Below are 23,301 nucleotides of genomic sequence, written 5' to 3' on the forward strand. Positions count from 1 at the left end.
CTCAGCCCCCCTCCAATCTGCTCGCAAGACGATTCCAAGATCTTCCACCGAGCCTTGAGGCGCGGGAGCCGTCCCGGCTCCCGTACGGAAAGGAGGGAGATCAGATGGGCAAGGACCCGCGCACGGAGCTGCGCGACATCTCCGAGATCGGCGCCGAGCTGGACGAGAGCCAGCTCCAGGGGATCAACGGCGGCATGGACCCCGAGGGGGCCTACAGCCACACCGGCCTGTACGCCAGCCGCGACGACGTCTACTGCTAGGGAGACACCGGAATGACTGTGCGGACCGTTCTCGCCGACATCGACGCCGTCGGCGCCGAACTCGACGAGGAGACCCTGCGGGGCATCAGCGGCGGCATGTGGCCCGAGTACAACACGGGCTCGTACGGCGGCAACATGTGCTCCTGGGACGACATCGCCCTCTGAGCGGCCCTTCGAAGCGCTTCCCGAAGCGCTCTGTGAAGCGCCTCTGAACCGCTTCTGAACCGTCGCTGAGGCACGGGGCGGGAGCGCCCGCGGCGGCGCTCCCGCCTTCCACCGTGATCACGAAAGGCCCGGCCTTGCCAACTCCGCACGTTCTCGTCCTCACGGGTGAGGACGATCCCCACGCCGACCGCGTCTGCGCGCTGCTCGCCGGGCGCGGCGCGCGGGTCACCGTCTTCGATCCCGGCGGCTTCCCAGTCTCCTGGAGGGTGGAGGTCGGCTACGCGGCGGACGGCCGCATGACGCCGCGCCTCCTGAGGGGCGGTGCGGAGGAGATCGCGCTCGACACGGTCACCGCGTTGTGGTGGCGCCGTCCCACCCCGCCCGCGCCGCATCCGGAGATCGCCGACCCGGCGGTCGCCGCGCACGCGGCCAGGGAGTGCCAGAGCCTGCTCAGCGACCTGTGGGAGCACCTGCCGTGCCCGCAGCTCCCCGCCCGCGAGTCGGTCTGGCGCCGGTCCGGCCAGAAGGCCTCCCAGCTCGCCCTCGCGGCGGAGCTCGGCTTCGCCGTACCGGACACGCTGATCACCACGGACCCGGAGTCGTTCTTCGAGTTCCACGAGCGGCACGACGGCCGCGTCATCACCAAGACGTTCCACATCCCCTTCATCGAGGGCGTCGGCGACGGCCTCACCGTCACGCGGCTCAGCGAGCAGGTGTCGCCCCGCGACCTGGCGTACGCCGACGGGCTGCGGTTCTGTCCCATGATCGTGCAGGAGCGGGTGGACAAGCGCCTGGAGCTGCGCGTCACCGTCGTCGGCCGCCGGATCTTCGCCGCGGAGATCCACTCCCAGGTGTCCAACCGGTCCAGCGTCGACTGGCGGCGCTACGACACGCGGGTCACCCCGCACCGCCCGCACCGCCTGCCGGACGACGTCGCGGCCCGGTGCCTCACCCTCATGGAGCGGCTCGGCCTCGCGTACGGGGCGATCGACCTGATCCTCACCCCCGAGGGCCGGCACGTCTTCCTCGAGGTGAACCCCAACGCGCAGTGGCTGTGGGTGGAGCACCTCACCGGCCTCCCGATCAGCGAGGCCATCTGCGAACACCTCCTGCGAGGAGCCTGACGTGGCGCTTTTCCCCGACCACCTGCTGAACGACGCCCTGGCCTTCCTGCGCCGGATCTCCGGCGCCGAGCCGGCCGACGCCAGGCGCCTGCTGGACGACCTGCGGGCCGGGCACCGGGACGTGCCGATGCGCCTCGTCTGGCAGCGCGACCATCCCGGCGGGAGCCACCACTACGACCTGCTGATCCCGGCGCCGGACGGCACGGTGTCGGTCGCCTTCGCGCCGGCGCGGGCCGTACCGTGGCCGCTGCGCGGCAGCCAGAGCGCCGGCGAGCAGGTCGTCGTCCGCGTCGACGGCGCCGACGTCAGGATGGAGCAGGCCATGGCCGTGCTCGACGGGCTGTGGGGGGACAGTTCGCTGGCCGTCCGCCTGGTGAACGCCGCCCTGGTGGAGCAGGAACTGGAGCGGGAACCGGTCGAGCTGACCGCCGAGGAGCTTCAGGAGGCCATGGACGCCTTCCGGCGGGCCCGCGGCCTGCTCACCGTGCGGGCCACCCGTGACTGGATGGCGGAGCGCGGGCTCGACCACGCGGCGCTGGAGGTGATCGTCCACCAGGAGGCCGCCATCGCCCGGCTGCGCCGCCGTGTGGCCGGTGACGACGCCGCCGGGCTGTTCGCCGCCGACCCGGGCGGCCACGACCGCCTGAGCGTGATGCGCCTGCGCTATCCCCACCTCGAAGCCGCCCGGGCGGCGGCCACGCGGCTGCGGGCCGAGGACGCCCGCGCGGCGATCTTCGCGAAGGCCGCCGAGGAGGCCTTCGCGTACGGCGCGGACGTCCGGCCGGCGCTCGTGTACCGCCGCGAACTCGGCCCGGAGGCCGCGGGCGCCGAAGCCGGGGACGTCGTCGCCGGCAGCGGGCCGGAGCCGCTGGTCACCTGCGTCCTGGAGGTGCGCCCCGCCGTCCTCGACGACGGGACCCGGCAGGCGATCGAGAACCGGATCTTCGACGACTGGCTCGCCCGCAGGCGCGCCGAGGCGAGCGTCGAGTGGATGTGGGGCACCGCGCGGCGGACCGGATCCGTCACCCGGGCGCTCCGGGCGCCGGACGGATCGCACGGCGCCTCGGAGGCCTCCCCGGCCGCCGGAGGGTTCGGAACGGTCTGAACCGGTCCCGCTTCCGCCCATCGGTCATCCGCGCGAGCCGTACGGGACGTTCAGCCGCGCGGCGCGCCGAACCACCTGGGCAGCCGATCGAGCAGGCCCGCCTGATCCTCGCCGGCCCACGCCACGTGACCGTCCGGCCGCAGCAGTACGGCGGGCACGTCCAGCTCCTCGCTGACGTCGGCGGCGTAGTCGACCCGGTCCGCCCACCCGGCGACCGAGAGCCGGCCGGTCTGGTCGAGCAGCAGCCCGCGGCCGCCGCGCGTGAGCTCGTAGAGGCGCCCGCGCTTCAGTGTCACGTCCCGCATCCGCCGGCCGAGCAGTTCGTGCCCCTCGCCGAAGTCGTAGCGGATCCCGATGGCGGTGATCTTCTCGGCCAGGCGCCGTCTCACGTCCTCGAAGTCCATCAGCTCCGACACCAGGCGGCGCACCGCCTGGGCGCCCGGCTCGGTCGACAACAGCTCCATCTGCGCGCGGGTGTTGTCCAGCACGTCGGCGGCCACCGGGCGCCGTTCGGTCTCATAGCTGTCCAGCAACCCCTCCGGGGCCCAGCCGGCGATCTCTGCGGCCAGCTTCCAGCCGAGGTTGAACGCGTCCTGGATGCCGAGGTTGAGGCCCTGCCCCCCGACCGGCGGGTGGATGTGCGCCGCGTCGCCGGCCAGCAGCACCCGGCCCACCCGGTAGCGGTCGGCCAGCCGGGTGGCGTCGCCGAAGCGGGAGAGCCGGCGGGGGGAGTGCACGCCGAAGTCGGTGCCGGCGACGGCCCGCAGCTGCTGCCTGAAGTCCTCCAGGGTCGGCGGGACCGAGCGGTCCTCGGTCACTCCGGCGGCGGGCACGACCACGCGGTACACCCCCTTGTCGAAGGGCGCGAGCCCGAACCGCTTCTGGGTGGCGCGGACCTCGGTCACCACGGCGGCCACCGTCTCCGGCGGCACGCCCACCTCCATCTCGCCCAGCAGCGTCTCGACCCTGGTGGGCTCGCCGGGGAAGCCGACGCCCAGCAGCTTGCGCACCGTGCTGCGGCCGCCGTCGCAGCCGACGAGGTAGCGCGCGCGCAGCCGCGTGCCGTCGGCCAGTTCCGCGGTCACCCCGTGCTCGTCCTGACTCAGCCCCGCCAGCGCGCGGCCGCGCCGGATCTCGGCGCCCACCTCGGCGGCGTGCTCGCCCAGCAGGCGATCGGTGATGGTCTGCCGGACGCCGAGGACGTAGGGGTGCGCGGTGTCCAGCCGTTCGGGCGAGGGCTTCTCGATGGCGGCGAAGGAACCGCCGACCGGAGACCTGCGGCCGTGCGGGAGGAACCGCTCCAGCAGGCCACGCTGGTCCAGCACCTCGATGCTGCGCACGTGCAGGCCCAGCGCCCGGACGAACCCGGTCGGCTCCGTCTCCTTCTCCAGCACGACCACCCGCACGCCGTGCAGCCGCAGCTCACCGGCCAGCATCATGCCGGTCGGCCCGCCACCGGCGATGATCACGTCGATCATGAATCCCCCATACGACAAGGTCCCGCTCCCTGTTCGGACGGAGATTCTGCGGTACGACCGGGGTCTTGCCGCAAGCCCCCCGGTGCGCTATAGCCTGAAAGTGGCGGGGGATCGCCTTTCTCGGCCACCCCATTCGCGCCACCCCCCTCGCATTGACACACGGGTGATTGGGCTGCCTGTATTCGCGGTGAATACGGTTGGGCGGGATGGTCCGGGGCTGGTAGCGTGCGGGTGATCGTGACAGGCCGCGAGGAGGTGAGACCCATGAACGTTGTGTCGATGGGGTGCTCCCTCTCGTCATCACGGTCGGGCGACTGACATAAGGAGTCGCCGGGAGCGCCTGGACAACAAGCACTCCCGGAAAGCGACAACCTAATGCCTTCTGTGCATTTCACTTCGGAAGAAACGTCGAACGGCGTCATCGCGCGCGGGTTCACCGTGGGCGAGGTCCCCGGCATGCTCTGGTCGCCCGAGTCCGGTTCCGGCCGCGCGCCGCTGGTGCTGCTGGGGCACGGCGGCGGCCAGGACAGCAGGGCGCCGGGGATGGCCGGCCGCGCGGCCCGCCTCGTGGGCGACGGCGGTTTCCACGTCGCCGCCATCGACGCACCCGGTCACGGCGGACGGCCGCGTACGGAGGACGACGAGCGGGAGATCGCCGCGCTCCGGCGGGCGATGGCGGCGGGTGAGCCGGTCGGCCCGATCGTCGTCGCCTTCAACGCCGGCATCGCCAGGCGTGCGGTGCCCGAGTGGCGGGCGACCCTGGACGCCCTCCAGGAACTGCCGGAGATCGGCGCCGGCGGGCCGGTGGGCTACTACGGCGTGAGCATGGGCACCGCGATCGGGCTGCCGCTGACGGCGGCCGAACCCAGGATCACCGCGGCGGTGCTCGGTCTCTACTCCTACGACGAGGCCCTGGCCGAGGCGGCGGGACGGATCACGGTGCCGGTCGAGTTCGCGCTCCAGTGGGACGACGAGCTCATCCCGCGTGAATCCGGCCTCGCCTTGTTCGACGCGCTGGCCTCGAAGGAGAAGACGCTGCACGCCAACCTGGGCGGGCACCACGAGGTGCCCGGGTTCGAGGCCGACAGCGCGGTCCGGTTCCTCGCCCGGCATCTGCGGGGGTAGACACCTCACCGGCCCGAGGGGACGCGGGATCGGCGGCCGGTCGCCGATCCCGCTTCCCTGTCGTTCCACGCCTGGACACGTCGGCCATCGAGGAGTCCCCGATGCAGCCCCGCGAGCCGCCTCTCCAAGGTCCTCGTCAGTTGAGGTCGGTGGCGGGCCGGGGCGTCGCCCGCGCGGCGGGAGCGGTCTCGTGGGCCGGCGCGCGGACCCCGAACCACATGCCGAAGAACCCGGCCACGCCGAGCCCGGCGCACATGAGCCAGACGAGCGCGCCGTCGTACTGGAAGAGCGCCGTGCCCATGGCGGGTCCCACCGCGTACCCGATGGTGTGGCAGGCGGCGAAGGCGCCGATGTAACGGCTGCGCAGGTGTCCCGGCGCGGCCAGCGCCGGATAGGCGTTCGACGACGGCGCGCTGACGATCTCGCCCATGGTCCAGATCAGCGCGCCGGCGAAGAGCAGCCAGACGCCGGCCGAGACGCCGGCCAACGCGAGCCCTCCGCCGATCAGCAGCGTCCCCACCGAGATCGCCGTCCGCATCGGCAGCCTCTGGACGTACGGGGTCAGCGGCAGTTCGAGCAGGATGACCAGGGCGCCGTTCAGGGCGACGACGGCGCCGTAGACCGCGGTCGGCAGGCCCCGGTCCCTGATCTCCAGGGGGAGGACGGCCTGATACTGCACCTCGGCGAGGGCCGTCGCGAACATCGCGGCGAGGACGAGGAGATAACGGCGGTCGCGCAGGACCGCGCGGTAGCCGCCGCGCGCCCCGTCCTCGTGCCGGACGGCCTCCGCCGCCTCGCGCCCGGGCCGGCCTCCGGGCAGTACGAACATCGCCGCCACCGCGAAGACGACACTCGTGATCGCGTCCGCGAGGAAGACCGCGCGGTAGCCGAATCCGGCCAGCCACACGCCCAGCAGCGGGGCGAGGGTCGCGCCGACGTTGAGCCCCAGGCGGCTCGCCGCCGTGGTGATCACCAGCCGGCGCGGCGGGGTCAGCTCCGACAGCATCGTCGTGGAGGCCGGCCGGTAGAGCTGGGTGACCGCGCCGATCGCCAGGCTGATCCCCAGCAGCGGCAGGTAGCCGGTCACGAAGCCGACGGCGCCGACGCCCACGCCGGACAGCGCCATCGAGGCGACGATCACGTTCCGCGCCCCGAACCTGTCGGTCGCGGCGCCGCCCGTCACCACCCCGGCGATCGAGCCGAGGCCGAACGCCGTGAGCGCGCCGCCCGCCTCGGCCGGGCGGTAGCCGAGCCCGGTGACGTAGAGCACCAGGAAGAGCGAGACGAAGCTGCCCATCCGGTTGACGGCGATCCCGCAGAGGAGGGCGAGCACGGGAGGGGGCAGTTCGCGGAGCGTCCGCAGCACGCCGGCGCGCTCGTCCCCCCGCGGCGCCGCGACGGGGGGCTGGTCCTCGGACACGTCCTCACTCCTCGCTCTCTCCACCGGACGGGCTCTCTCCACCAGAAGGGCTCTCTCCACCGGACGGGCTCTTTCGGCAGGACGGGTTCTCTCGGCTGGGCGCGCTCCCGCGCGAGACGGCCCGGGCTTTCCCCGCGCCGGGGCGGCGCCGCCATGGGCCGCTCCCGGAGCCTGTCCAGCCGCCTGCCGGGACGGGCTGTGCCGCCTCTCAGACGGAGACGACCTCCCGGGCGGCGTGCGGGGGGTCACCCTCGAACCGCGCGGCCCGCTCGGCCCGGTCGAGCACCTCGTCGCACTCCTCCGCCGTACGGCCGCGGGCGATGAGGAAGCCGTACCGGGCGATGGCGCCGTCGGGCGGCAGGATCAGCGGTGTCCCCGGGCCGGCGACCGCCACCGACGCCAGCAATCCAGCCTCGGGATCGGGCTCGGGCATCTCCACCCGCCGCGCCACGCAGGTCTCCGGCGGATAGAGGAACCGGATGCCGACCGCGCCGGCGCCGTGCGCGGTCACGTCGGGCCGCACCCCCAGGGCGAGGTCGGCCGCGACCACCCCGGAGTCGACGCCGTTGGCCAGCAGCCCGAGATAGGGGATGAGATCGCCGCCGAGCCGGCCGTTCACCTCGATCAGCGCGTAGCCCTCGGAGGTCAGCTTGACCTCGGTGTGCGTCGTGCCGTGGGTGTAGCCGAGGGCGCGGTGCGTGTCCGCCAGCAGCCGCAGCAGGTCCGCGTCCCGAAGCAGCGGCTCGTCGGCCAGCACGACGTGCCCGGTCTCCTCGAAGTACGGCTCGCCGCCCAGGCGCTTGCGGGCGACCAGGTAGGGCAGGTACTCGCCGTCGTGGACCGCCGCGTCGACGCTGATCTCGGGCCCGGCGAGGAACTGCTCCAGCAGGATCTCGTCGTGGCCGGGCATCCCGCTCTGGCGTGCCGTACGGCTGACGCCGACCGCCCAGCCGAGCTCGGCCTCGCCGGCGACCTTCACCACCCCCTGGCTCGCGCCGAGGCCCCGGGGCTTGGCCACCAGGGGGAACCCGATGCGCCCGGCCGCCGCCGCGGCCTCCTCCGGGGTCGCGACGAGCGCGTGCCGGGGCTGCCTGATCCCCGCCCGGTCGAGCAGCCGCCGCGTCGTCGGCTTGTCGCGTACGGCGGTCACGGCCTCGGGGGAGGGCCCGGGGAGGCCGAGCTCGGCCGCCACCCGGGCGGCGGCCTCGATCACCGCCTCGTGGTAGCTGATCACGCCGCGGACCGGTGTCCGCGCGGCCAGCTGCCGGGCCGCCGCGACGACCGCCTCCAGATCGAAGACGTCGACGACGGTGCTGCCCGCGATGTACGGGGTCTGCCAGGAGGGCCGTTCCGTCTCGAAGAGCCAGACCGGCCCGCCGCGCTGCGCGATCGAGGCCAGAAGGTACTCCCTGTAGTGCGGAAACCCACTTGCCATGACAAGGAGCACTCCGTCGGAGTTCGCCATGTCTTCTCCCTGTGGTAGCGGCGTCGGCGGGCGCGCGGACACCACCGGAGTGTTATCCGCGAAGCCCACGATACGAGGACGATACGTACCCGGAGAATAACCGTCGAATTTCCGCTTCCGATAGGACCGTAATAAATCTCACCACCGGGCTCTGAGCTGCCGCGATGCCCGGTCCTCAAGGGGTCGTCCGGCCGAACGGAAACCTCACCATGCAATTATCGGCGTTGTGAGGAATCTGTGTGACGTGCGTCACTTCGAAGGTCTATTGCGGCCGCTTGTCCGGTACGTATACTTCCGAACGGCGTCATCGTTTTGTGTGATGAACAGATGTCCACTGGCCGCGGCCGGCGATTCATCGTCGTCGGCAGGTTATTGGTCGACGATATTTCCGGCAATTCTCGCTCCGCTATCCGATCGCTCTTTCCGCCTGCACGGTGTCTCTATATTCCGGTTAACCGCCGGCCGCGTTCACGGCCGGTATTCGCCCGCGAATTGACGAGTAAGGAAACATCGATTGAGTGGATTCGTTGGCTGGATGGATTTCAGGCGCGACCTCGGCGCACAGGAAGACGTCCTCCACGCGATGGCCGACACCATGCAGCACCGCGGTCCCGACGCGAAGGGGCTCTGGCTGTCGCGGCACGCGGCGCTCGGGCACCGGAGGCTCGCCGTGGGCGACACGGCGGTCGGCGCGGCGGGCGGTGACGCCCAGCCCCTGACGGCGGAGATCGGCGGCGAGACGGTGGCCGTCGTCCACGCCGGTGAGATCTACAACGCGGCCGACCTCGGCGGGGGATCCTCCGAAGAGGTGCTGCTGCGCTCCTACCTCCGCTGGGGCGACCGGCTCGCCGAACGGCTCGACGGCATGGGCGCCTTCGCCGTCTGGGACGGCAGGTCGCGGCGGCTGCTGCTGGGCCGCGACCGCATGGGCCTCAAGCCCCTGTACTACTTCGCGTACCCGGGCGGCATCCTGTTCGCCTCGGAGCCGAAGGGCATCATGGCCAACCCGCTGTTCGAGGCGCGCCTCGACCCGGCGGCCCTCCCGATCGTCCTGCAGCCGCGCCTCACCCTGCCCGGCGAGACGCCGCTGGCCGGGCTGCGCGAGGTCCCGCCCGGCCACGTCGTCATCTGGTCGGAGGACGGGCCGTCGCCGCGCCGCTACTGGCGGCTGTCCAGCGAGCCGCATCGGCACTCGTTCGAGGAGACCACCCGCCACGTGCGCGAACTTCTTGAGGACGCGGTCGGCCGGCAGGTCCCCGCCTCGGGGCCGTGCGCCGCCATGCTGTCGGGCGGCGTCGACTCGACCTCGGTCGCGGCGCTCGCCGTCCGCGCCCTGGCGGCCCGGGACGGCAGGAGTCTCGACACCTTCTGCGTCCGGTTCGAGAGCGACTCCGCGCACTTCTCCCCGACCGAGCTGCGGCCCGAGGTGGACGCGCCGTACGCGGCGGACGCGGCCGAATTCATGGGCAGCCGCCACCACACCGTCACCGTCGGCCTGCGCGACCTGCTGGACGCCGTCCCGGCCACCCGTCGCGCCCGCGACCTGCCGGGCTGGGGGCAGTTCGACGCCTCGATGTACCTGCTCTTCCGCGAGATGCGGGAGATCGGCCCGGTCGCGATGTCCGGCGAGGCCGCCGACGAGATCTTCGGCGGATATCCGTACTTCTTCAAGCCGGAACTCGTCAACCGCGACGGTTTCCCGTGGATGGGCGACGGCCCCCGGCTCGCCGACTACCTCTCGCCGGAGATGCGGGCGACGGCCGACCCCGTGGAGGACGAGCGCGCCAGGCTCTCCCAGCTCCTCTCGGAGGTGCCGCGGCTGCCCGGCGAGGACCCCGAGAACGCGCGCATGCGCGAGGTGCTCCACCTGGGCATGTCCGGGCCGCTCGCGGTCGTCCTGGACCGCAAGGAGCGCATGAGCATGGCGTCCGGCCTGGAGGTGCGCATCCCGTTCTGCGACCACCGGCTCATCGAGTACGTCTGGAACGTGCCCTGGTCGATGAAGTCCCGGGGCGGGTTGAAGGGCCTGCTGAAGGCGGCCATGGCCGACGTCCTGCCACCCGGCACGCTGAACCGGCGGAAGAGCGCCTATCCCCATGTGCACAACCCGGAATACGACCACGCGCTCATCGAGGAGGCGACCTGGATCGTGAGCGACGAGCGCTCTCCGATCGGCCGGATGTTCGACCGGCCGCGCCTCGCGGAGTTCATCCGCGGGATCGCCGCCGACCGGCTCCGGCCGGACCTGCCCGGCGGGACGAGCGCGCCGCACATGCTCATCCAGCTCGTCGAGATGCGCAGGTGGATCGAGGACTACCAGGTGTCGCTCGGCTGACGAGCGCCGTAGCGATGTGAACGCAGGCAACACCGAGGGAGCTGCGCCATGCTCGAACTGGTCCCCATCACCGACTCCATCGGCACGGAGGTCCGCGGCGTCGACGTCACCGGCGACATATCGGCCCGCGACTTCGACCGCATCTACCAGGCCTGGATCGACACCTGCCTCCTGCTGTTCCGCGGCCAGAAGATGACCCCGGAGCAGCAGATCGCGCTCACCAGGCGTTTCGGTGAGATCACGACCTACACCCGCTCGGAGTTCAACGAGCCCGAGCACCCCGAGATCCTCGTGCTGTCGAACATCACCCGGGACGGCAAGCCCATCGGGTCGGCCTACAGCGGCCGCGTCTGGCACAGCGACGGCCACTACCTCTCCGACCCGCCGGCCGGGACGATGCTCTACGCGATCGAGGTCCCGCCGGAGGGCGGCGACACCTGGTTCGCCAACATGATGGCGGCGTACGACGCCCTGCCGGCCGCCATGAAGGAACGGATCGACGACCTCAAGGTCGTCATCAGCCGGGTGCAGTCGCGGCCGTACAACTATCCCGACCGTCCGGCGCCGACACCGGAGGAGCGGGCGGCGTGGGTGGACATGCGCCACCCGATCGTGCGCCGGCACGAGGTGAGCGGCCGCAACGCCCTCTACAGCGGCGGCAACGTCCCGTGGCGCATCGAGGGGATGCCGGAGGCCGAGAGCGCCCCGCTCGTCACCTTCCTGCAGGAGTTCTCGGTCCAGCCGCGCTTCACCTACTGCCACAGGTGGCAGCCGGGCGACATCCTGCTGTGGGACAACCGCAGCGCGATGCACCGGGCCACCCCCTACGACTACGAGGCGTATCGCCGGCTCATGCACCGCACGACGATCGCCGGTCACCTGTCCACCGGCAGCCCGGTGCCGGTCGGCGAGGCCATCGCCTCATGAAGACGTACGACTTCGTGATCGTCGGGGCCGGGGCGGCGGGCTGCGTGCTCGCCGGCCGGCTGACCGAGGACCCGTCCGTCAGCGTGCTCCTCCTGGAGGCGGGGCACGAGCGGCGCAGCCCGCTGCTGACGATCCCCGCCGCCGAGACCATCCTGATGGGCAACCCCAGGTACGACTGGTGCTTCGAGACCGCGCCCGACCCCACCATCGACGGCCGCAGCGTGCGCATCCCGCGCGGGCGCCTGCTCGGCGGCTCGAACGCGATCAACGGCATGATCTACGTACGGGGCCAGGCGGAGGACTACGACGACTGGGCGCGGCTCGGCAACCCGGGCTGGTCCTGGGCCGGCGTCCTGCCGTACTTCCGCAGCCTGGAGCGCGTGACCGGGATCGGCGGGGAGACGCGCGGCCGGGACGGGCTGATCGCCGTCGGCCCGCCGCGCGACCGCGACGAACTGTGCGACGTCTTCCTCGCCGCGGCGGCCAAGGCGGGCTATCCCGCCAACCCCGACTACAACTCGGGAGACCAGGAGGGCTTCGGCTACTACCAGGTCAACCACGATGGCGGACGGCGGTCGTCGGCCCTGGGGACCTACCTGAAGCTCGCCCGGCTCCGGCCGAACCTCACCCTCCTCACCCGGGCCCACGTCACGGGCCTGCGGTTCAGCGGCACCCGCTGCACCGGCGTGACGTACGTGCGGGACGGCGAGACGGAGCGGGCCGGCTGCGCCAAGGAGGTGATCGTCAGCGCCGGCGCGGTGCAGTCGCCCCAGCTCCTTGAGCTCTCCGGAATCGGCTCCCGCGACGTGCTCGGCGGCCTCGGCATCCCGGTCGTGCACCACCTGCCGGGCGTCGGCGAGAACTTCCGCGACCACTTCGCGGCCCGCCTGCGGTGGCGGGTGCGGCGGCCGATCACCTTCAACGAGCGCAGCCGCGGGCTCGCGCTGGCGCGGGAGGTCGCCACCTACCTGACCTCCCGCCGGGGCCTGCTCAGCCTGCCGATCGCGCTCGGCTTCGGCTTCGTCCGCTCCTCGCCGGACGAGACGCGGCCGGACATCCAGTTCCACTTCGCGCCGGCCAGCTACGGCCCCGGGTCGAGCAGGCGGCTCGACACCGCTCCCGGCATGACGCTCGGCGTCTACCCGCTGCGCCCGGAGTCGTCCGGCTCCATCCACGTCCGCTCCCGCGACCCGCTGGCCCCGCCCGAGATCCGCCCGCGCTTCCTGGAGTCCGGCATGGATCGTTCCCGCCTCGTCGCCGGGATCAGGATCGCCAGGGAGATCGTGGAGAGCCCGGTGCTCGACCCGTACCGGGGCGACGAGCTGACGCCGGGGAGCGGCGTGCGGACCGACGACGAACTGCTCGCCTACGCCCGCGCCCACGGCGACACCTCCTATCACCCCGCCGGCACCTGCCGGATGGGCGACGACCCCATGGCGGTGGTCGACCACCGGCTGCGCGTGCACGGGGTGGAGGGGCTGCGGGTGGTGGACGCGTCCGTCATGCCGACGCTGGTCTCCGGCAACACGAACGCCGCGAGCCTGATGATCGCCGAGAAGGGCGCGGCGATGATCCTGGCCGACCACGGGCGCGGCGGCCCGCACGCCGCCTATGAGCGCGAGAGCGGGGCCTACGAGCGCGAGAGCGCGGCGGACGAGCGCCCGGGCACCGGCCCCCACGTCACGAAGGACACCATATGAGCACGTCACCACGGCAGGTCCTGGTCATCGTCGACGGCTACTCGTCCGGCTCGCAGCTGCCGGGGGTGATGGCGGAGCACGGCTGGGACTGCGTGCACGTGCGGGCGTCGGCGAGCCTGCCCGAGTACTTCCGGGCCACCTACCGGCCCGGCGACTACCTCGCCGAGTTCGACAACGACGGGGACATCGAGGCCCTCGCCCGCGAGGTCGGCGCGTACCGGCCCGCGGCCGTGCTGCCGGGCACGGAGAGCGGCGTGATCGTCGCCGACCTCCTGGCGGCCGCGCTCGGCCTGCCGGGCAACGACCCGTCGTCCAGCGCCGCCCGGCGCGACAAGTACGAGATGCACAACCGCCTGCTCGGCGCGGGCCTGCCCGCCATGGACCACTACCTGGCACACGACCTCGGCGGGCTGCTCGCCTGGGCGAAGGCCGGCGCCTGGCCCGTCGTCGTGAAGCCGCCGGCGAGCGCCGGCACCGACTCCGTGACCTTCTGCGCCGACGAGGGCGAGCTGGAGGAGGTCTTCCACCGCCTGCACGGCGCGGTGAACCAGCTCGGCGAGCGCAACGACGCCGTGCTCGCGCAGCGGCTGCTGTCGGGCCAGGAGTACTTCATCAACGGGATCAGCGGGAACGGGCGGCACGTCGTCACCGAGATCTGGCGGACCGACAAGGTGCCGGTGCCCGGCGCGGGCCTGATCTACGACCGCAGCGTCCTGTTCGACCCGGTCGACCCGGAGATGAAGCGGATCGTCGACTACGTGAAGGCGGTCCTCGACGCCCTGGGCGTGCGGTACGGCGCCCACCACACCGAACTGATGGTCACCGACCGGGGGCCGGTCCTCATCGAGTGCGCCTCGCGCCTGTCCGGCGGGCTCAACCGGCCCGCCGCCAACCACGCGGTGGGCGCGAGCATGCTCGACCTGGCCGCCCGCCTGGTCGTCGAGGGCGAGCCGTTCGCCGCGCGGCTCGCCGACGAGCAGAAGGGGCTGCACGCCCCGCTGTGGCAGGTCCAGTTCATCTCCGCCCAGTCGGGGACGGTGACCCGGTCCCACTACGAGGAACTGCTGGGAACCCTGGAGAGCACCACCTGGATCCAGAAGGCGCCGAGGGCCGGTGACACCGTCACGCGGACCACCGACCTCTACTCGAGCCCCGGCATCGTCTTCATGAGTCATCCGGACCCCGAGGTCCTGCAGGCCGACTACCAGACCGTACGGCGATGGGAGCGCGAGGGCCGGCTCTTCACCACCGGCTGACGCGGCAGACAAAGGATGGGAGTGCAACGGTGACCGGACAGCCCCCCGCTGATCGCTTCGACTACACGGCCAACCTCGCCAGGGCGACGACCTACGGCGACCATCGCAACGCCTTCTGGCCGCCGTCCGACCGCTACGAACTGCGGCGGCTCGACCTCGCGGACGCCGCCCCCGCCCTCGGGCCGGCCTTCCTCCGCGACCTGGCCGCGCTCGGCGCGGCCGTGGAGGACGAGTGGCGCACCGTCAAGACCGTCGGCGCACCCGCCCGGACCCGGCTCCCCGACCCGCTGCCCGTCGCCGAGGCGATGCGCCGGATCGGCGGGCACCTGCCCGGGGAGGTGGACCGCCGGGCGCTCGCCCTGCGGGCGGACGCCGTCCAGCACGGCTACACCGACGACATCCTCCAGGAGCTCGTCGGCGTCGAGGAGGACGTCGCGGTCGTCGCCGGCCAGATCTCCACCTGGTACGGCAAGGACCTGCGGGGGCTGCCGACCGCGTTCGCCTGCCGCCGGGACCCCGAACGCCAGGCCGACGTGTCCGAGGCCCTGACGTACCAGGAGGACGTCGCGAAGTATCTCGCCCGGCTGCACGCCGACCTGCGGCTCGGCGACGTGCCGGCGTTCGCGGCGACCCGGCTGTTCTTCATGGCCGGGGAGGGCGCCCTCCACCCGAAGCACATCGCCTACTTCCTCCCGGAGGACGAGGGGGTGAAGCGCTCGCCGTTCAAGAAGACCTACTACTTCGGCAACACCCACCGGGCCATGGTCGAGGGCTTCTCCGGGCCGCTCGCGGCGCGGCACCTCGATCTGGGCGAGCCGTACGAGCCGGGCGGGGAGCGCTTCGCGCGGATCCCGGCGCTCGGCGTGTTCGGTCACGAGCTGGGGCACAGCGTGCGCCGCCCGGCCACCGCCTACAAGGAGCTGAACGCCGCCGACCGCTGGGCGTCGGTCGTCCTCCAGGAGGTCGCGGCCGACGTCTTCGGCATCCTGATCCTCGCCGACGTCTGGGCGCCCCGCATGGACCTGTCCGGCGCCGACGCCGTCGCCTACTACCTGGGGGAGTGCCTGCGGTACGTCGACCGCGGCCTCGGCCACTTCCCCGACAGCGACGGCATGTTCCTCCAGTTGTCCTACTTCGTCCAGCTGGGCGCGCTCGCCCTGGAGGACGGCCGCCTGAAGGGCGACCCGGAGGTCGTCCTGGCGGGGCTGCGCTCGCTGGCCCGGGTCCTCGCGGACGCGCTGCTCGCCGGCCGGGGCGAGCCCGCCGTCGCGCTGTACGGCGCCTACGGCCCGGCGAACCCCGCGCCACTGCTGCCCCTGATCGAGGAGATGCGCTCGCGTCCCCTCCGTTCCGTCGACTACCTGCAGGAGCACCTCCACGCCCACGGCGACGCCTGACCAGGACGCCTGACCAAGGAGAACGCACATGACCCAGACCCGACAGGCGCTCGACGCGGTGCGCGAGTACTACTGCACGCAGCGCGAGGTCGGCGGGGCCGAAGCCACCATCTACGACATATGGGAGAGCGGCGGCGCGTACAACGACTCCATCACCCCCTCCACGTACGTCCCCGAATACCGCTCGCACATGGTCCTCAAGATCCTGTCGCTGACCGCGGACGGCTCCGGCGTCTTCTCCCTCGGCTGCGGCAACGGGTTCGTCGAGGCCGACCTCGTGCACTGCGAGCGGAAGGTCAGGGCGATGGACTACAACGAGGAGGCGGTGCGGCTGACCCGGCAGAAGGGCGTCGACGCCTTCACCGCGGACTACTTCGCGCTGACGGCGGCCGACGTGGGCGACGCCGAGGCGGTCTACGCCGACGGCCTGCTCGGCCACCTCTTCGACCCCGTGGAGGAACTGCGGCCCGCCCTCGGCAAGCTGGAGAGCCTGGGCCTGCGGTCCGGGACGCGCCTGGTCTTCTCCAACGACGCGCCGCGCGACCGGCACGTCGCCTTCGCGCCGCACGAGCGGGTCGAGGGCTTCTGGTTCGTCTCGAAGGACTACCTCCAGGACACCCTGTCGTCGTTCGGGTTCGAGCCGCTGGAGAGCTACTACTTCCCCTATCTGCGGCCCATCAGCGGCATGCGCAACCGCACCATATGCGTCGCGCGGGTGCCGTGACCGAGGAGGACCAGCGTGCCGATCTCTGACGGGTTCGCCCGCAAGCTCCTGCCCGTGCTCCCGGACGTCGTGGCCGCGTACGGCACGCCGTTCCACATCTACGACGCCCAGGGGATCATCGAGACGTACCGGGGGATGGTGGACGCCTTCCGGGGCGAGCCCTACCGCCAGTACTTCGCCGTGAAGGCCCTGCCGAACCCCGCCGTCCTCTCCCTGCTGCACCGGGAGGGCAGCGGGCTCGACTGCGCGTCACCGATCGAGCTGGAGCTGGCCGCGCGCGTCGGCGCGGCCGGCGACGAGGTGATCTTCACTTCCAACAACACCCGGCTCTCCGAGTACCGCGCCGCCCTGGAGGCCGGGGCGCTCATCACGTTCGACGACCGGTCGTTCCTCGGCAAGGCGGACGTCCTGCCGGAGACGGTGGCGTTCCGCGCCTCGCCCAACGGGCTCGCGGCGGGCTCGTCCCTCATGGGCGACCCGACCGGCTCCAAGTTCGGCGTGCCCCTGGACGAGCTCCCCGACGCCTACCGCGAGGCCCGGCGGCGCGGCGTGACCCGGTTCGGCATTCACGGCATGACCTGCGCCAACGAGCTGGACGTCGACCGGGCCATCCGGGCGGCGGTGGACGTCGTCGAGCTGGGCGCGCACGTGGCCGAGGCCGCCGGAGTCGACATCGAGTACGTCAACGTGGCCGGCGGCCTCGGCATCCCCTACCGCCCCGAGGACAAGCCGCTCAGCTTCACGGCGTACGCCGACGCCATCGTGGCCGCGCGGCGCCGGTGCTTCCCGCAGCGGGCCCCGCGCATCCTCATGGAGTGCGGGCGGTACGTCACCGGGCCCCACGGCGTGCTGGTGACCCGGGTGGTCAACCGCTGCCGCAAGGGCCGCGAGATCGTCGGCGTCGACGCGTCGATGTCCGCGCTCATGCGCCCCGCGATGTACGGCGCGTACCACCACGTCAGCCTGCCCTTCGCCCGGGGACGGGAGCGGTCGCGGTTCGACGTGGTCGGCTCGCTCTGCGAGAACATGGACAAGTTCGCGATCGACCGGATGCTGCCCGATCCCCGCGAGGGGGACATCGCCCTCGTCCACGACACCGGCGCGCACGGGCACGCCATGGGCTTCACCTACAACGGCCGGCTGCGACCGGCCGAGCTGATGATGACCCCCGGCGGCGACGTCGTCGAGATCCGCCGCGCCGAGACCGTCGACGACTACCTGGCCACGGCCCGCTGGAAGCCGGAGCCGGTGCCGATCGCGTCGCCGGCCGGCCTCCCGAACCACGAGCACGAGGAGCGAAGCCTGTGAACGAAGCCGCGGTGGAGGCCGCCTGGGAACGGCGCGCCGAGCTGACCGAAGCCGAACTGGCGGTCCTCGCCCCGGAGATCGAGGCCGGTCTCGGCGCGCTCGACCGCGGCGAGCTGCGCGCCGCCCGCCCCCTGGGCGAGGAATGGGTCGTGGACACCTTCGTCAAGAAGCTGATCCTCCTGTCGTTCCGCACCGGCCGGAGCGAGATGGCCGAGGCGGGCCCCGGCCGCCCCCGGACCTTCGACAAGGTGCCCCTGAAGTTCGAGACGTGGAAGGAGCCCGACTTCCAGGAGGCGAGGATCAGGGTCGTCCCCGGCGCCGTCGTCCGCTTCGGGGCGTACGTCGCGCCGGGCGCCGTGCTGATGCCCTGCTTCGTGAACGTCGGCGCGTACGTGGGACCGGGCACCATGATCGACACCTGGGCGACGGTCGGCTCCTGCGCGCAGGTCGGCGCGCGGTGCCACATCTCCGGCGGCGCCGGCCTCGGCGGCGTGCTGGAGCCGATCGGCGACGACCCGGTCGTCATCGAGGACGACGTCTTCGTCGGCGCCCGCAGCGAGATCGCCGAGGGCGTGCGGGTGCGCCGCGGCGCGGTCGTCGGGATGGGCGTCTACCTGGGCCGCTCGACGCCGATCGTCGACCGGGCCTCGGGCGAGGTGACCTACGGGGAGGTGCCGGAGAACGCCGTGGTGATCCCCGGGGCGCGCACCGACCCGCGCCGGCCCGGCCTCTCGACGTACGCGGCGGTGATCGTCAAGTACGCCGACGAGCGGACCCGGGGCAAGACCGCGCTCAACGACCTCGTACGGGACCTGGACCGGTGACCACCGCCCGGAGCGCGTTCGCCCTGCTGCGCGACCTGCTCGACGGCGTGTCCGCGCCGCCGGACCGGGAACCGGTGCGGCTCCACCTCGGCGAGTCGCGGCTCGTGATGCCACCGCTCGCGCCCGGCCTCCTGGACGACGCCGAGGGGTGGACCCGCTATCCGCCGCTCGGCGGCACCCCCGAACTGCGGGCCGCCTACCGGGGCTGGCTGGAGCGCCGTTTCGGCGTACGGCGGGGGCTGGACGACGAGGCGATCGCGATCGAGCCGACCCCCGGCACCAAACAGGCCGTCGCGGCCGCCGTCGCCCTCGCCGTCACGTCCACCAGGGCGCGGGCCCGCCGCGACGGCGAGACTCCCTCGGTCGTCATGCCCAACCCCTTCTACCCGACGTACCTCGCGGGAGCCGAGGCGGCGGGCGCCCGGCCGCAGTTCTTCGCCGGGGGCGACGGCCCGGCCGCCGTCGCGGCGGCCGTGGACGCCGCGCGTTCCCCCGTCGCCGCCCTGATCGTGTGCAACCCAGGCAACCCGGAGGGGGAGATCCTGCCGGAGGAGGCCCTCAGCGAGATCACGAAGATCGCCGCAACGGCCGGCGCGCTGCTCGTCGTCGACGAGTGCTACACCGACCTGTCCACCGGCCGCGAGCCCCCGGGCTACCTCTCGCTGGTGGAGCACGGCTCGGTCGCGCCCGGACGGTTCCTGGTGCTGCACAGCCTGTCGAAGCGGTCCGCGGCGCCGGGGCTGCGCAGCGGCTTCGCCGCGGGTGACCCCGCCACGGTCGCCGCGTACGCCGCCCACAACCGGGCCTGCGGAGTCTCCAGCCCGCTGCCCGTCTGCGCGGCCGCCGCCGCGCTGTGGTCCGACGACGCCCACGTGGCGCGGCTGCGGACCGCGCTGGCCCGCAACTGGGACCTGGCCGACGAGATCCTCGGCGGGCTCCCCGGCTATCGCAGGGCCGAGGCGGGCTTCTTCCTCTGGCTGCCGGTGCCCGACGACGAGGCGGCGGCCCGGGACCTGTGGCGCGACCAGGGCCTGTCCGTCATGCCGGGCCGCTATCTCGCGGCCGAGGGGCCGTACGGCGTGAACCCGGGGGCCGGGCACCTGCGCGTCGCCCTCGTCCACGAGGAGACGGTCATGCGTGCGGCGCTCACCCGGCTGCGCGACGGCCTCGGTCACGGCGGCCGTCCCGCGGGCGACGGTCACGCGTCCGCCGCCGGTCCCGGCCGCGGTGCGGTGGAGGTGGCGACGCGGCGGGCGGAGGAGGCCGCTCCGCCCTCGCCGGGCGAGCCGTCACCGACGGCGACGGCGATCGCGCAGCGGCTGATCAGGTTCCCCACCGTCAACCCCCCGGGCGACGAGGCGGACTGCGTCGGCTGGATCCGCGACCTGCTGGACGCCGCCGGGCTGGAGACGCGGCTGCTCGCGGCGGACCCGCGCCGCCCGAACCTCGTCGCCCGGCTGCCCGGCCGGGGCGCCGAACCGCCCCTGCTGCTCCAGGCGCACGCCGACGTCGTCCCGGTGGAGGGGCAGCCCTGGACCCGCCCGCCGTTCGGCGGGGAGATCGCCGGAGGCGAGCTGTGGGGGCGCGGGGCCGTCGACATGAAGGGCCAGCTCGCGATGATGCTGGCGGCGCTGCTGCGCATGCGGGCGGCGGGTGAGGAGCCACCCGGTGACGTCATCCTGGCCGTCGTTCCCGACGAGGAGGCCGGGAGCACGGTGGGGGCGCGGTTCCTCGTGGGCCGGCACCCGGAGCTGTTCGCCGGGGTCAGGCACGCGATCGGCGAGGACGGCGGCGCCGAGCTGGGCCTCGGCGCGTACGCACGCGTCCATCCCGTCGTGGTGGGGGAGAAGCGCACCTGCTGGGTCCGGGCGACCCTGCGCGGGCCGGGCGGGCACGCCTCCCGGGTGCCGTCCGCCGACGGCGCCGTACGCAAACTCGCCCGGCTGCTCGACGCGATCTCCGACGGCGGCCTCGGCGTCCGGCTCACCCCGGTCGTCGACCACATGCTGGGCGAACTGGCGCGGGCGCTGCCGCCCGAGGCCGGCCGCGCCGTCGAGGCGTTCCGGGCCGACCCCGGGAACGCCGCCCTCCTGGCCGGGCTGGGCGACACGGCCTCCCGCTATCTCCAGTCGCTCGTCCGGCACACGGTCACCGCCACCGTGCTGCGCGGCGGCACGGTGACGAACGTGCACCCCTCCGAGATCACGGTCGAACTCGACGGACGGCTGCTCCCCGGCGACTTCTCGACGGAGGACTTCCTCGCCGGACTGCGCGCCCGGGCCGGCTGCGAGATGGACGTCGAGATCCTCGTGGAGGGCGAGAAGAGCCCGCCACCGCGCCTCGGCGGCTTCTACGACCGGCTCGCCGGAGTGCTCAGGGACAGGGACCCGGGCGGCGTCCCGGTCCCCGTGATCACGCCCGCCTCGACCGACGCGCGGGTCTTCCGCGGGCTCGGCATCGAGTGCTACGGCTGGATGCCGCTGCTGCACGGACCCGAGGTCGTCTACCGCGACCGCCTGCACTGCGCCGACGAGCGCGTCTCGGTGCGGGCGCTGGAGTTCGGCGCCGACTGCTTCCACACCCTGCTGAAGGGCCCCTGGAGCTGAGGGATCCCCCGTCGAAGCCGCGAGATGGGCGAGTGAAAGGCTGGACGGGTCCATCGCCGGCGGAACGGGAGCCATCGTCATGGGGGACACCGGATCGGGGAGACACGTCCGCGATGTGGACGATCTCGACCAGGCGGCGGCCGTCTTCCAGAGCGTGCGGCCCCGCCTGTTCGGGATCGCGTACCGGATGCTGGGCAGTTCCACCGAGGCGGAGGACCTGCTGCAGGACGTCTGGATGCGCTGGCAGGCCTACGACCGCGACACCGTGGCCGAACCGGGGGCGTTCCTGGCGACGGTGACCACCCGCCTCGCCCTCAACGTCCTGCAGTCCGCCCGGGTCCGCCGCGAGACGTACGTCGGCCCGTGGCTCCCCGAACCCGTCGACACCCGCGACGACCCCCACCTCGGCGCCGAGCGGGGCGAGGCCCTGGGCTTCGCGGTCCTGCTCCTGCTGGAGCGGCTCACCCCCACCGAACGCGCGGCCTACGTGCTGCGCGAGGCGTTCGACTACCCCTACCGGCAGATCGCCGAGATCATCGAGACCAGTGAGGCGGCGGTGCGGCAACTGGTCAGCAGGGCCCGCAAGCACCTCGCCTCCAAGCGCCGGACGCCGGTGACCAGAGCCGAGCAGCGCAGGCTGCTCGGCGCCTTCGTCACCGCCGCCCGCTCCGGCGACCTCGCCGCGCTGGAGCGGATCCTCGCCGCGGACGTGGTCAGCTACTCCGACGGCGGCGGCGCGGTCCGCGCCTCCCGCATCCCCGTGGTCGGCGCGCTGCGGGTCGCGAAGTACGTCAGGGCGTTCGCGGACCGCTTCTGGGCCGGGGCCGAGGTGGAGTGGGCCGACGTCAACGGGCAGGCGGCGGCCGTGCTCCGCCGTGACGGCGAGGTGTTCACCGTGCTCACCGTCAACGCCTCCGACGAGGGCATCGACCAGGTGCTGTGGATGATGAACCCCGCCAAGATCGCCGCAGTGTCCGGCGCGGACGGGCCGGGTCAGGAGGGGAACTCGACCCCGGCCAGCCGCTCGGAGACGTCCCACAGCCGGCCCGCGTCGGACCCGGCCCGGACCGACCGGTAGAGGGGCAGCTCCGTGGGGCCGCCCGTGAACTGGCCGATGCCGTCGGGGCCGTACAGCCGACCGCCCTGGGCGTCCGGGCTGGTGGCCGCGTACAGGGCGGGCAGCAGCCCGGCGTCGACCGGCTGCACGAACAGACCCCACCGCAGGAGCCGGGTCATGATCCGCTCGTACGGCGCGGAGCGGGCGCGGCCGAGGTTCGGCCCGGACGCGTAGAGGTTGGTCAGGGTCGTGCCGGGATGGGCGACGTTGCTCACGATGCCCCACCCCCCGGCCCTGCTGCGCCGGTCCAGTTCGAGCCCGAAGAGAAGGTTGGCCAGCTTCGACTGACCGTACGAGCGGACCGGCGAGTACTTACGTTCGCTCTGCAGGTCGGCCCAGTCGATCTTCGCCGAGCGGGCGGCGCTGCTGGTCATGGTGGTGACCCGCGCTCCGCGCAGGCGCAGCAGCGGCAGGAGCCGTGCCACCAGCGCCAGGTGGCCGATGTGGTTGGTGCCGAACTGCAGCTCCAGGCCGTCCGCGGTGGTGTGCCGGGAGGCGGGAGCCATCACGCCCGCGTTGTTGATCAGGATGTCGATCGGGCGGGCCTCGTGCCGGAGGGCGTCGGCGAGCTTCGCGACCGACTCCAGCGAGGCCAGGTCGAGCTCACGAGTGGAGATCACGGCCTCCGGCGCGGCCGCGTGGATCCTCTGGAGCGCGGCGGCGCCCTTGGCGACGTTGCGGACCGGCAGCACCACCTCGGCCCCGGCCTGGGCCAGGCGTGTGGCCAGGCCGAGACCGAGACCGTCGCTGCCCCCGGTCACCACCGCCAGCTTCCCGCTCAAGTCGGGTACTTCCATTGCGAACCCCCTGGTCGCACGAGTTTCCGTTCGCTGAGCAAGGACAGGACGGTCTGCCCGTCTGTGACACATGTGTCCGTCATCACAGATCGAGAGGCTCCCTCACCTACGGGCCTTGTGCCTTCGGCCGCTGGAGGGGTGCGGCCCGCGGGGCGCGTACGGGGTTTT

At 72.9% G+C, this 23,301-nt stretch carries 19 protein-coding genes; 15 read left to right on the forward strand and 4 right to left on the reverse strand.

The features are described 5' to 3' along the window. The first annotated feature begins 104 nt into the window (after positions 1-104). The 4 genes from HHX37_RS22050 (at position 105) to HHX37_RS22065 (ending at position 2,654) form a co-directional block, all read left to right on the forward strand. Complete coding sequence (locus tag HHX37_RS22050; RefSeq protein ID WP_182886583.1) at positions 105-260, forward strand: hypothetical protein; 156 nt, start codon at positions 105-107, stop codon at positions 258-260. 12 nt (positions 261-272) lie between these two features. Next, positions 273-425, forward strand: a complete 153-nt coding sequence (locus tag HHX37_RS22055) for a hypothetical protein (protein WP_165900704.1) — start codon at positions 273-275, stop codon at positions 423-425. A 134-nt stretch (positions 426-559) separates the two neighbouring features. Next, positions 560-1,549, forward strand: coding sequence for an MvdC/MvdD family ATP grasp protein (locus HHX37_RS22060; RefSeq protein ID WP_182886584.1), 990 nt, complete (start codon positions 560-562; stop codon positions 1,547-1,549). A 1-nt stretch (position 1,550) separates the two neighbouring features. Continuing rightward, complete coding sequence (locus HHX37_RS22065) at positions 1,551-2,654, forward strand: TIGR04500 family putative peptide maturation system protein (protein WP_182886585.1); 1,104 nt, start codon at positions 1,551-1,553, stop codon at positions 2,652-2,654. A gap of 50 nt (positions 2,655-2,704) precedes the next feature. On the opposite strand, the gene rox is transcribed toward HHX37_RS22065, so the two are convergent. Further along, complete coding sequence (gene rox, locus HHX37_RS22070; protein WP_182886586.1) at positions 2,705-4,132, reverse strand: rifampin monooxygenase; 1,428 nt, start codon at positions 4,130-4,132, stop codon at positions 2,705-2,707. A 375-nt stretch (positions 4,133-4,507) separates the two neighbouring features. On the opposite strand from rox, the gene HHX37_RS22075 reads away from it, so the two are divergent. Continuing rightward, positions 4,508-5,257 (forward strand): dienelactone hydrolase family protein, encoded by a 750-nt coding sequence (locus HHX37_RS22075; RefSeq protein WP_182886587.1) that lies wholly within the window; start codon positions 4,508-4,510, stop codon positions 5,255-5,257. A 136-nt stretch (positions 5,258-5,393) separates the two neighbouring features. Here HHX37_RS22075 and HHX37_RS22080 read toward each other — a convergent pair whose 3' ends face one another. Then, positions 5,394-6,677 (reverse strand): MFS transporter, encoded by a 1,284-nt coding sequence (locus tag HHX37_RS22080; RefSeq protein ID WP_182886588.1) that lies wholly within the window; start codon positions 6,675-6,677, stop codon positions 5,394-5,396. A 208-nt stretch (positions 6,678-6,885) separates the two neighbouring features. Then, positions 6,886-8,142: an ATP-grasp domain-containing protein gene (locus HHX37_RS22085; RefSeq protein ID WP_182886589.1), complete on the reverse strand. Its 1,257-nt coding sequence runs from the start codon at positions 8,140-8,142 to the stop codon at positions 6,886-6,888. 514 nt (positions 8,143-8,656) lie between these two features. Here HHX37_RS22085 and asnB point away from each other — a divergent pair. The 10 genes from asnB to HHX37_RS22135 all read left to right on the forward strand — a co-directional run bounded on the left by asnB (position 8,657) and on the right by HHX37_RS22135 (position 22,297). Beyond that, on the forward strand, positions 8,657-10,477 hold the full coding sequence (gene asnB, locus HHX37_RS22090) for an asparagine synthase (glutamine-hydrolyzing) (protein ID WP_182886590.1): 1,821 nt from the start codon (positions 8,657-8,659) through the stop codon (positions 10,475-10,477). Positions 10,478-10,525: 48 nt separating this feature from the next. Then, on the forward strand, positions 10,526-11,404 hold the full coding sequence (locus HHX37_RS22095; RefSeq protein WP_111701092.1) for a TauD/TfdA dioxygenase family protein: 879 nt from the start codon (positions 10,526-10,528) through the stop codon (positions 11,402-11,404). Then, on the forward strand, positions 11,401-13,104 hold the full coding sequence (locus HHX37_RS22100; RefSeq protein WP_182886591.1) for a GMC family oxidoreductase: 1,704 nt from the start codon (positions 11,401-11,403) through the stop codon (positions 13,102-13,104). Before HHX37_RS22095 ends, HHX37_RS22100 begins: the two co-directional genes overlap by 4 nt. Beyond that, positions 13,101-14,360 (forward strand): ATP-grasp domain-containing protein, encoded by a 1,260-nt coding sequence (locus tag HHX37_RS22105; RefSeq protein ID WP_182886592.1) that lies wholly within the window; start codon positions 13,101-13,103, stop codon positions 14,358-14,360. Before HHX37_RS22100 ends, HHX37_RS22105 begins: the two co-directional genes overlap by 4 nt. Positions 14,361-14,389: 29 nt before the next feature. Next, the gene (locus HHX37_RS22110) at positions 14,390-15,757 is read left to right on the forward strand and encodes a hypothetical protein (RefSeq protein WP_182886593.1); all 1,368 of its coding nucleotides are present in this window, start codon (positions 14,390-14,392) and stop codon (positions 15,755-15,757) included. A gap of 28 nt (positions 15,758-15,785) precedes the next feature. Continuing rightward, positions 15,786-16,481: a class I SAM-dependent methyltransferase gene (locus tag HHX37_RS22115; protein WP_111701096.1), complete on the forward strand. Its 696-nt coding sequence runs from the start codon at positions 15,786-15,788 to the stop codon at positions 16,479-16,481. Between the two features lie 15 nt (positions 16,482-16,496). Next, the gene (locus tag HHX37_RS22120; protein WP_182886594.1) at positions 16,497-17,789 is read left to right on the forward strand and encodes a diaminopimelate decarboxylase; all 1,293 of its coding nucleotides are present in this window, start codon (positions 16,497-16,499) and stop codon (positions 17,787-17,789) included. After that, complete coding sequence (locus HHX37_RS22125; RefSeq protein WP_182883517.1) at positions 17,786-18,613, forward strand: 2,3,4,5-tetrahydropyridine-2,6-dicarboxylate N-succinyltransferase; 828 nt, start codon at positions 17,786-17,788, stop codon at positions 18,611-18,613. The genes HHX37_RS22120 and HHX37_RS22125 overlap by 4 nt, the downstream gene beginning before the upstream one ends. Then, the gene (locus HHX37_RS22130) at positions 18,610-21,219 is read left to right on the forward strand and encodes an aminotransferase class I/II-fold pyridoxal phosphate-dependent enzyme (RefSeq protein ID WP_182886595.1); all 2,610 of its coding nucleotides are present in this window, start codon (positions 18,610-18,612) and stop codon (positions 21,217-21,219) included. The genes HHX37_RS22125 and HHX37_RS22130 overlap by 4 nt, the downstream gene beginning before the upstream one ends. A gap of 79 nt (positions 21,220-21,298) precedes the next feature. Continuing rightward, entirely contained in the window at positions 21,299-22,297 is a 999-nt protein-coding gene (locus HHX37_RS22135) for an RNA polymerase sigma-70 factor (RefSeq protein WP_182886596.1), read from the forward strand. Here the strand turns inward: HHX37_RS22135 and HHX37_RS22140 are convergent. Then, positions 22,213-23,133, reverse strand: coding sequence for an SDR family oxidoreductase (locus tag HHX37_RS22140; RefSeq protein ID WP_182886597.1), 921 nt, complete (start codon positions 23,131-23,133; stop codon positions 22,213-22,215). The genes HHX37_RS22135 and HHX37_RS22140 overlap by 85 nt on opposite strands. Positions 23,134-23,301: the final 168 nt, after the last annotated feature.

Source organism: Microbispora sp. H10885 (genome assembly GCF_014161415.1).
Classification (GTDB): Bacteria; Actinomycetota; Actinomycetes; order Streptosporangiales; family Streptosporangiaceae; genus Microbispora; species Microbispora triticiradicis.

Bases quoted from the DNA above. Each gene is read 5' to 3' on its own strand.
- HHX37_RS22050 (WP_182886583.1), top strand. From the start codon at position 105: ATGGGCAAGGACCCGCGCACGGAGCTGCGCGACATCTCCGAGATCGGC.
- HHX37_RS22055 (WP_165900704.1), top strand. From the start codon at position 273: ATGACTGTGCGGACCGTTCTCGCCGACATCGACGCCGTCGGCGCCGAA.
- rox (WP_182886586.1), bottom strand. From the start codon at position 4,132: ATGATCGACGTGATCATCGCCGGTGGCGGGCCGACCGGCATGATGCTG.
- HHX37_RS22075 (WP_182886587.1), top strand. From the start codon at position 4,508: ATGCCTTCTGTGCATTTCACTTCGGAAGAAACGTCGAACGGCGTCATC.
- HHX37_RS22085 (WP_182886589.1), bottom strand. From the start codon at position 8,142: ATGGCGAACTCCGACGGAGTGCTCCTTGTCATGGCAAGTGGGTTTCCG.
- HHX37_RS22095 (WP_111701092.1), top strand. From the start codon at position 10,526: ATGCTCGAACTGGTCCCCATCACCGACTCCATCGGCACGGAGGTCCGC.
- HHX37_RS22100 (WP_182886591.1), top strand. From the start codon at position 11,401: ATGAAGACGTACGACTTCGTGATCGTCGGGGCCGGGGCGGCGGGCTGC.
- HHX37_RS22105 (WP_182886592.1), top strand. From the start codon at position 13,101: ATGAGCACGTCACCACGGCAGGTCCTGGTCATCGTCGACGGCTACTCG.
- HHX37_RS22115 (WP_111701096.1), top strand. From the start codon at position 15,786: ATGACCCAGACCCGACAGGCGCTCGACGCGGTGCGCGAGTACTACTGC.
- HHX37_RS22135 (WP_182886596.1), top strand. From the start codon at position 21,299: ATGGGGGACACCGGATCGGGGAGACACGTCCGCGATGTGGACGATCTC.
- HHX37_RS22140 (WP_182886597.1), bottom strand. From the start codon at position 23,133: ATGGAAGTACCCGACTTGAGCGGGAAGCTGGCGGTGGTGACCGGGGGC.